Source organism: Stenotrophomonas sp. G106K1 (genome assembly GCF_037969685.1).
GTDB lineage: Bacteria > Pseudomonadota > Gammaproteobacteria > Xanthomonadales > Xanthomonadaceae > Stenotrophomonas > Stenotrophomonas lactitubi.
Genome location: NZ_JBBPFR010000015.1, coordinates 97,204 through 106,129 on the forward strand (window position 1 = coordinate 97,204; position 8,926 = coordinate 106,129).

Here is an 8,926-nt window from a genome sequence, read left to right on the forward strand (position 1 = left end):
TCCTGAAGTGGGTCACCGATCACGCATGGCCAGCAGCAAACGCCGCAATCCATGCACCTGCTCGATCAGCTGAAGCGCGACATCCACGCCCGCCTCATTGACCTCCATTTCAAACATGAGGTCGCGAACCAAAAGTGCTCTACTGAGGTCTACACGCGTGTAGACCGGTCCATTTTCACTTTGCTGTGGACAGATCCACTCCAGCTGGACCCAATGGCTCAGCACGCCCTCCTCGACGCCGGCCCGGTCGAGGATATCCTGGACACTGACAACCTCGTTCAATGCGCTCATGCTGCACCTCCCTCTCGCGGATTGAAGGATGCCCCTGTCTCCCAGTTCTTCACGAACTGGGCCAGCTCGGCATCCATGGGTTTCTGAAGAACGATCTTCAATCGGACGAATTCATCTCCACGGCCACCGGAACGTAGTGGCATGCCCTGCCCCTTCAGCCGAAGCCGGGTGTTGCCATCTGAGCCGGCAGGTACGCCTACCTCGGCATGACCGGTTGGGGTCGGCACGGTAATGCGTGCGCCGATGACGGCTTCCTTCAAGGAAATGGGTACATCGACCGTGAGCGAATCGCCCTCGGCAAGGAAGCGTGGATCCGGTGCTATCTCCAGTTCTATGAAGGCATCGCCGTTTCCGCCGGTGCCGGCACCCTTTGCGCCCTTGCCCCGCAGGCGCAGTGTTTGCCCTTGGGTCACGCCCGGAGGGATGTTCACGTCCAGCGTCCCGCCATCGCCCAGGACAACGCGTTCCGGGCCACCCTCGATGGCGCGCGCAAGACTGATCTGGAGCCGATACCGGAGGTCCTGACCACGACGGTTGGCGCGGGCACTGGATGTGTTGCGGAAGAATTCGGCAAAGGGGTCGCCGCCCTCGGCAAAGTCGGCATACCCGCCAAAGCCGCCATCGCCATAGCCCGCATCGGCCTGGGCATAGTCGCGGTAGTATTCGCGACGTGGGCGCTCCGCTCCGGTTTCGTCGATTGCGCCCTGGTCAAACAGTGCCCGTTTCTCCGGATCGACGAGCAGCCTATAAGCGTTCGCGACATCCTTGAACTTTTCTTCCGCAGCCTTGTCCCCTGGATTCAGGTCGGGATGGAGCTTCCTGGCCAGCCTCCGGTACGCCTTCTTGATTTGGTCCGTTGTGGCATCACTGGCGATGCCAAGTGTCTCGTAAGGACTGCTCACTCCAACCTCCACTCGTTCATATCATTTGATGAGTTCAGCGCGCTGGAACCGTCGTCGGTCGCCTCCGGCATCCATAGTTCAATGACGGTTCCCGCTGCCCCTGTGCTCGCCACAGAGAGGGTTCCTCTTTGACGGGAAGCGAGCATTTGGCTGATAGAAAGGCCCAGCCCGGTGCCCTGGTGATGCTTGGTCGTGAAGAAAGGCTCGAAGATCCGTTCCAGGATGTCCTGCGGGATGCCGCTGCCGGTGTCGGAGATCCGCAGCGCTACCCCAGACACACCGTGAATGTCATCCCTGTCCTCGGTGGCTAGGCCTAGAACGCCGCCGCCGGCCATGGCGTGAAGTGCATTGATCATGATGTTGACCAAGATCTGCTGGACCTCTCCTCTGTTCGCCGTGATGAGTCGGGTCGAATGGAATGCCTTCTCGATCACGACGGGCTGCCGCTTGGTCAGATGCTGTATCAGTGGCAACGTCTCCAACAGCAGCGCCGAAGGCTCCAGCAGCTCGTGTTCCCCGGAGTGTTCGCTGGGCTTGGAGAACTGCAGCAACTTGGACACGATGGTACTGATACGCTGGATCTGATCCTCGATGAGGTCAAACTCCTCCTTGCATGCTGGTCCGGCGTCGTGGATCACGGCGTCACGCAGTAGATCGAGGTTTCCCTGCATCACGGCCAATGGGTTGTTGATCTCGTGCGCAACACCTGCGGCGATCTCGCCAATGGTTGCCAGCTTCTCTTTCACGATGAGGTGCTGCGTCGTTTCCTCCAGTCTGCGGTTGGCCAACACCAGCCCTGCCGTCCGCTCCCCCACCCGCGAGTTGAGCTCTTCGTTCCAGGCCACCAGCTGCCGCTCGTTGTCCTGCAATTGGGCGAGCATTTGGTCCAGCTGCGATGCCAGACGTCCAATCTCATCGTTGGAGCCGCCTGCGCCTGCGCGGGCGTTGCGATCCCCTGCCTTGACCCGCGCAATTGCCGCGTCCATTTTCTCCAGTGGCCGGAACACCCCACGGGCGATGTACAAAAACAGGGGGACGGTGATGGCGGCAACCAAGAGGCATCCGAGCACAATCATGCTGACTGCATTCCGACGCGCGGTGGCGAACGGCTCGTCCGAAAAGCCGACGAACAGCATCCCGACCGGCGCGCCATGACCATCCCGGATAGGCATATAGCCTGAGACATACCAGTCGTTGACCACGAAGGCCTTCGCCAGCCAGGTCTTGCCTTGGCCAAGAACTGCTGCAGCTACCTCCGCTGACGCATCTGTGCCAGATGCTGGGCGCCCACCGGGCAGCATGGCGTTTGTGCTGATGCGGGTGTTGCCGAGGAACAGGGACGCGATGCCGGTGCTTCCCGAGCGCAGGCCGTTGTCCCGATAGATGAGGTCGGTGATCTGGTCAATGAAGTGGGTGTTATGGTTCAGCAGTGTGCCCGCGACCAGTACTCCTGGCTGCTCGCCGGGCAAGTTCACCGGCGTGGCGGCTTGGATCATGAGTCCGCGCTGCTCATGTGGGGCTGGAGGCTCTTGCTCTCCTGGCTGTGGCAGGCGGACGATCTCCGCGCGTGCTGCCAACTGAGGAGAGAGCGCTCGCAGATCACCCGCTTCCACTACACCGACTTGGACGTCCGAGACGCCGTTGGCGGCTTTCTCAATCACTGGCCACTTCAGCACCAGCCCTTTCTTGGATGACGGCTCGCTGCTGACCAGAAGACGGCCATCTCGATCAAGCAGTGCAATGAAGTCCAGTGCACCTGAACGGGCCTTCGATGCAAGCAGCGCGTTGAGAGCGGCCCTGTCGCCGCCGACGGCGCTATGGAAGCTCTCCGAATCGGCGATGGCAGATAGTGATGCACCGTCGTTGATCAGCAGCTGGTTCATGTATTGCCCAGCGATCTTCAGGTCGCTGCCAACCTTGGACGACAGTAGCCCGTCGAAACGCTTGTCCCACTGGTAGATGAGCACACCGACGATCAACGGTAAGATCACGATCATTGGCAGGACCGCAATCAGCAGCAGGCGGTAGCGGACGGAGCGCACACGATTCATTGTGATTCCCTATGCGGAGACATTCCAGCTGGAGCATTTGCGGTCGATGGTCTTCCGCGAAATCCCCAGAATGCCGGCTGCCTGCTCGCGATCACCACCTGTCTCCCGCAGTACGGCGAGGATGTGTCGGCGCTCGACCTCGGACAGCAGCCGACTGCGCGGATCGGACAAGGATTCCAGCCGCTCAAGGTTCGAGGGGAAATGGCCGAGGATGAGGCTGCGCTCAACGTAGTTGTGCAGTTCGCGGACATTGCCCGGCCAGGCGTAGTGCTGGAGATAGGCACGGGTGCGTTCATCGAACGGAATAGGATGCAGGCCAAGCTGCAGTCCCAGCTCGCGCATGAACCCAGCTGCGAGTTCCAGAACGTCGGCCCCCCGGTCATGCAGGCGCGGAAGCTGCACCTCCAGAACATTGATCCGATAGAAAAGATCGGGTCGGAACGTCCCCTCCTTCACCGCCTCTACCAGATTCTTGTTGGTGGCGAAAACAAAACGGACGTCGATGGGCGTCTCGCGTTCCGCTCCGACTGGGCGTATGCGCCTTTCCTCCAGCATGCGCAGGAGCTTGCCTTGGAATGCCAACGGCAGGTCGGCGACCTCATCGAAGAACAGTGTCCCGCCTTGGGCATAGGCCACCAAACCCTGGCGCGTCGCATGAGCCCAGTTGAACGCACCCTTCATGTGACCGAACAGTTCACTTTCAATCAGATCGGCCGGGAACGCGGCGCAGTTGATGGGAACAAAGGGGTGTGATGCGCGTGTGGAAAGCGAATGCAGCGATCGAGCAGCCACCTCCTTGCCAACGCCAGACTCCCCGGTGAACAACACGCTGCTAGGGAGCGGCGCCACCTTGGCGATCAGATCGCGAGTTGCCTGGATGGCGCGCGAACTTCCAGTGAGTTTGTCGCGTAACAGTGAAGGGGTGCCGGTACCATGCAGTTCGTGACGAAGGACGGCGTTCTCGCGCTGCAGCCGGCCGCGCTCCAGGCAGCGAGAGAGAGCCGCCAGCAGCTGACTGGTCCGGAACGGCTTAAGCAGGAAATCGGCTGCCCCGGCACGGATCGCGCCAATCGCCGAGTCCAAGTCCGCATAGGCGGTGATCAGGATGAAGTCAGCCGACGTTCCTTCCCGGCGCTGTTCCTCCAACCAGGTGATGCCATTCTTCCCAGGCATCACATTGTCAACGACGACAATGTCGAAATGCCGTTCGGCCAGGTGCTTTTCCGCTTCTTCAGTGTTCGCTGCCGCCTCCACTGCCTTGCATCGTGGCCGTAGTGCGCGTACCAGGAAACTGCGCATGCCGGGTTCGTCGTCGACAATCAGGATCGACGAATCGGAAAGATCTGGCCATGCGGCATCACTGTCGGCGTGTTCTTCGGTTGTACGGGTGGCGCTCTTGGGCGTCATACTCCCCTCAGTTCTGTAAGTGCATCGTTAGAAGCAGTGTGTTTTACGCTGGTTCAGTGCGTCGGCGCTGGTCCATAGCCACGACTTCATCCTCCCCCTGTCCCGCTGGATAGCGTCTCATCGCTCGCCTTCATCGCGGGTACCTGCCAGCTCCAGGATCGACATCATTTCGCATTCGACGGTCCGTCGCAGCGAATAAAGCGGAAGCGCATTCGGGGCCAGGCTGAAAGGCTCTTCCAACTGATGTCCGAGCGCGTCAAGACCAAAGAACGTATAGCCCACGATTAGCACCGGCAACAGCGTCCACCAGCCAAGCGAGCCTGCTATTGCGAACGGCAGCGTCGTGCAGAACACTATGGCGGTGCGATGTAGCAGCAATGAGTATGAGAAGGGCACCGGCGTATTGAGGATGCGCTCGCAGCCGCCCTGGATCCGCGCCAGCGTACTGAGCTGGCCATCCAGGACGGAGTACTGGATGGAGTCAATACTTCCGCTTCTGACAAGCCGCAGGCACCGCTCACCGATGCTGTTGAGGACCGCATTGGTGGGATTGGGCCCTTGCGCGGCGGGTCCGATATCGCACCAGAGGCAAATCGCATCGGCCTCGTTGTTCCTCCTCAGACGGGCCGAGAGCCCAGCTGTGAAGCCGCAGAGGCCACGAATGATCTGCTTCCGGTCGTCAGGGTCGAGTGCCGCTGTCTGCCGCGCGAGCGATCTGCAGGCAATGATCAACTCACCCCACAGATGCCGTCCTTCCCACCACCGGGAATAGCAGGCGTTGTTGCGAAAGCTCATGAACACCGACAGCGCGATGCCGATGAGCGTAAACGGAATCGAGCCGAATTTGGCAAAGATGCCGGGGTGCTCGAGCGATGCAAGAATGGCAACGACGCTGATCAGCGCAATCAGGATCAAGTGCCTCGCAATCTTCGGGAGAATTGTGCCCTTGACCGCAAATGCAATGTCCCACATCGTCGGCTGTCGCCGCATCCTCATTTCGACGTCTTGGCGAACATTCCTCATGTCGACCTCTCGTTCGTCAATGGGACTGCCGAAGCGCGCCGCCGCCCGTCGATGGATTGGCGGGCCCGCATGCCTGGAGCCTGGCAAGATCTTTTGCCCCTTGGCGGCATGATCATGTCAATTGAGCCGATTGGGAAGCTGCCAGGATTCTGGAAGGAAGCTGACTCACTGGGTGTCTTGAAGCGTTGCATGAGTATTAGCGGCCGGGAATGTTTGCTTGGGAGGACGTGCTGCAACGGCTGTTGACGGTAAGCTGCTTGACACAGAGATTGGAGGGAACTGGACGGACATATGTGTCCGATTCGGGCGGGCCTCTGCTCCAGGCCCCCTCTGACCTGCGGCCATTCGCACCACCTGTTGCCCGAAGATGTCGATGTCCTTTGGGTCGTGACTGATCAGCAGCAACGGAATGTTGGTTTGGCCCAGCACGGCCTCCAGCTCCTGGCGCAGGTGCTGGCGCAGCTCATGGTCCAGCGCAGAGAACGGCTCATCCAGCAGCAGCGCCTGCGGCTGTGTCACCAGGGCACGTGCCAGCGCAGTGCGCTGACGTTGGCCCCCGGAGACCTGTGAAGGCAGCAGATCGCCCACCATGTCGATGCGGAATGCGTGCAACCACTGCTCCACCGCATCGAAGCGCTGACTCACACGCGGATTCAACCACCCCTTTTCCAGCCCGAACGCCACGTTCTGGCGCACGCTCAGGTGCGGAAACAGCGCGTAGTCCTGAAACACATAGCCCAGCCGGCGACGTTGTGGCGGGAGATCCACACCGGTGGCCGCATCGAACAAGGTCTGCCCCTGCACGCGTACATGCCCCTGCCCTGGCCGCAGCAGTCCGGCCACCGCCTTCAGGGTCAGGCTTTTGCCCGCGCCCGAGGGCCCGAACAGCACCACCTGCTGCTGCGTGCACTGCAGCGATACGTCCAACACGAAATCCTGGCCGGCCGCCTGCAGGCGCCGCTTTACCTGCAGGTCAAGCCACATCGCGCTGCTCCCGGCGGCGCCCACCCACCAGCCGCGCGGCCAGCAGCAGGGTCACGATGCATACCACCGATGTCAGGATCACCAGCGCATTGGCCTTGCCATCCTGCCCCGCCTGCACGGCTTCATAGATGGCGATCGACAAGGTCTGCGTACGACCGGGAATGCTGCCGGCCACCATCAACGTGGCACCGAATTCGCCCATCGCGCGTGCAAACGCCAGCAGCAGGCCGGCGAGGATGCCGCGCCAGGCCAGCGGCAGCGTAATGCGGAAGAACACCGCCGCTTCGGAAACACCGAGCGTGCGCGCGGCCTGCTCCAGCTGCCCGTCCACTTCCTCGAACGCCGCGCGTGCCGGTTTGAACACCAGCGGCAGCGAGGCCACCGCTGCGGCAATCACCGCCGCCTGCCAGGTAAACACCAGGTTGATGCCGAACCACGACTGCAGCCACGCACCGATCGGACCGTTGCGGCCGATCAGCACCAGCAGGTAGTAGCCCAGTACCGTCGGTGGCAGCACCATCGGCAGGGTCAGCAGCGAATCCAGCAGCTCACGGCCGGGAAAGCGCCGACGCGCCAACAGCGCGCCCAGCGCCACGCCCAACACCAGATTGATCGCCGTGGCCCAGCCCGCCACTTTCAGCGACAACCCCAATGCGCTCCAGTCCAGATCCATGCCTCAGGGCTTGCCGAATCCGTGCCGGGCCAGGATCGCCTGGCCCTGCGGCGAACCTACGAAGGCAGCGAAGTGCTTGGCCTCTGCCGGCTGCGTACTGGCCTTGATCACCGCCAGCGGATAGGCAATACGCCCCGCCACCGGTACCGCGAAGGCGCGACGCACCCGGTCGGGCATCGCCTGCGCATCGGTGGCGTAGACGAAGCCGGCATCCACTTCGCCACGCGCGACGTAGTCCAGCGATTGGCGCACATTCTGCGTGGTGATGGCCTTGCTCTGTACCGACGACCACAGCCCGGCCGCTTCCAGTGCGCCCTTGGCATAGCGCCCGACCGGCACGCTGTCCGGGTTGCCCAGCGCGATGCGCTGTACGCCGGCACCGGCCAGATCCTTCAACGTGCGCGGTACGGCGGTGGCCTGCGGTGGCACCATCACCCACAGCGCGTTCACCGCGAACACCTCGCGGGTGCCGGCGGCGAGCAGACCCTGCTGCTGCGCCTGGTCCATCGTGGTTTCATCGGCCGAGGCGAATACATCCACCGGTGCACCGCGGCTGATCTGCTGCAGCAGTACGCCAGACGCAGCGAAGTTGAAATCGACCCTGGTTCCCGGGTGCGCCTTCTCGTAGGCCGCGCCCAACTCGCGGAAGCTCTCGGTCAGGCTTGCCGCCGCCGACACCGTCAGGTCGGCCGACCAGGCCGGCATCGCAGCCAGAATTCCCAGCAACAACAGTCCCGCTCGTTTCATCTTGGCTCCCCGTTTGGTTGGGTACAGATTGGTTTCTCCGCCAATCCTTGGCATTGCAGGCGGTACATGGTCTGTCCACCCCCCGCTCAGTGTTGGGCAGAGCGGGCGCGACGGTGCGGCCCTCGTTGGCGCAAGCTGTCACGCACATCTACATCGAATTGAAGCTGCAACACGCTGTCATCATCCAGCGCGATGCGAATACCCAGGCCATCTCGACAGGGCAAACGTGTTGCCAAGGCCTGGATCATTTCGTGAGGCAGCATCAGTCGGCAGTACGTGCCTCCTCCGTGGAGAAGCTCCGCCTGTTCTCCTGCGTGCAATGAAACCGCCACGCCCCAGCCGTAGTCGCTGCCAAACTGCGTCAGGTTCTCGACCGAATCGCCGGCTAGCAATCGCGCCAACTCTTCTTCATTGACGCGCAGACGAATGGCTTGACGCTGCAGCAGGACTTTCATGATGCGAACAACTCCAACTCGGCTGGGGTGTTGCAGTTAAGAAGCAGGTTGTGTTCGCTGTCACCCAGTGGCAGTTCGATCGCCCCCAAGCGTTCCTGCACGGCGCGTATTGAACGGTGCACCGTCGGATTCTCGATCAGTTCCTGCAGCACACGCCGACAACGGTCATCAATCTGCAATCGCATCGGCAACGGTTCGCCCGCAAACAATGTGCAGGCTGCTGTGGGCCGAGCACGTAACCGCTGTAGCAGCGCCGGGGTCACATTGGGCGTATCCACCGGCACCACCCAGGCCGGGCCATCAGGCATCTGCATCGCCACGCTGTACAGGCCACCCAGGGGCCCGCAACGCGCCACGCGGTCGGGAATGCTGCCGAAGGCCGGATAGTTGCCA

At 61.9% G+C, this 8,926-nt stretch carries 9 protein-coding genes and 1 pseudogene; all 10 read right to left on the bottom strand.

The features are described 5' to 3' along the window. Positions 1-12: 12 nt before the first annotated feature. Positions 13-291 carry a chaperone modulator CbpM gene (locus WKB25_RS14235; RefSeq protein WP_340571311.1) on the bottom strand — a complete coding sequence of 93 codons (279 nt, stop codon included), beginning with the start codon at positions 289-291 and terminating at the stop codon, positions 13-15. Continuing rightward, positions 288-1,193: a DnaJ C-terminal domain-containing protein gene (locus tag WKB25_RS14240; protein ID WP_340571312.1), complete on the bottom strand. Its 906-nt coding sequence runs from the start codon at positions 1,191-1,193 to the stop codon at positions 288-290. Before WKB25_RS14240 ends, WKB25_RS14235 begins: the two co-directional genes overlap by 4 nt. Further along, positions 1,190-3,244: a cache domain-containing protein gene (locus tag WKB25_RS14245; RefSeq protein WP_340571313.1), complete on the bottom strand. Its 2,055-nt coding sequence runs from the start codon at positions 3,242-3,244 to the stop codon at positions 1,190-1,192. The genes WKB25_RS14240 and WKB25_RS14245 overlap by 4 nt, the downstream gene beginning before the upstream one ends. A 9-nt stretch (positions 3,245-3,253) precedes the next feature. Beyond that, on the bottom strand, positions 3,254-4,651 hold the full coding sequence (locus WKB25_RS14250; RefSeq protein ID WP_340571315.1) for a sigma-54 dependent transcriptional regulator: 1,398 nt from the start codon (positions 4,649-4,651) through the stop codon (positions 3,254-3,256). A 117-nt stretch (positions 4,652-4,768) separates the two neighbouring features. Beyond that, positions 4,769-5,674 (bottom strand): bestrophin family protein, encoded by a 906-nt coding sequence (locus WKB25_RS14255; RefSeq protein ID WP_340571317.1) that lies wholly within the window; start codon positions 5,672-5,674, stop codon positions 4,769-4,771. A gap of 342 nt (positions 5,675-6,016) precedes the next feature. Beyond that, positions 6,017-6,658 (bottom strand): annotated as a pseudogene (locus WKB25_RS14260) (ATP-binding cassette domain-containing protein); the annotation flags it as partial. Then, positions 6,648-7,331 (bottom strand): molybdate ABC transporter permease subunit, encoded by a 684-nt coding sequence (modB, locus tag WKB25_RS14265; protein ID WP_340571318.1) that lies wholly within the window; start codon positions 7,329-7,331, stop codon positions 6,648-6,650. The gene modB and the pseudogene WKB25_RS14260, both read right to left, overlap by 11 nt. A gap of 3 nt (positions 7,332-7,334) precedes the next feature. Further along, positions 7,335-8,078: a molybdate ABC transporter substrate-binding protein gene (gene modA, locus WKB25_RS14270; protein ID WP_340571319.1), complete on the bottom strand. Its 744-nt coding sequence runs from the start codon at positions 8,076-8,078 to the stop codon at positions 7,335-7,337. An 86-nt stretch (positions 8,079-8,164) separates the two neighbouring features. Beyond that, positions 8,165-8,533, bottom strand: coding sequence for a hypothetical protein (locus WKB25_RS14275; RefSeq protein ID WP_340571321.1), 369 nt, complete (start codon positions 8,531-8,533; stop codon positions 8,165-8,167). Then, positions 8,530-8,926 (bottom strand): NTP transferase domain-containing protein (locus tag WKB25_RS14280; protein WP_340571322.1); only part of this gene is annotated, 397 nt, incomplete at its 5' end. The genes WKB25_RS14280 and WKB25_RS14275, both read right to left, overlap by 4 nt.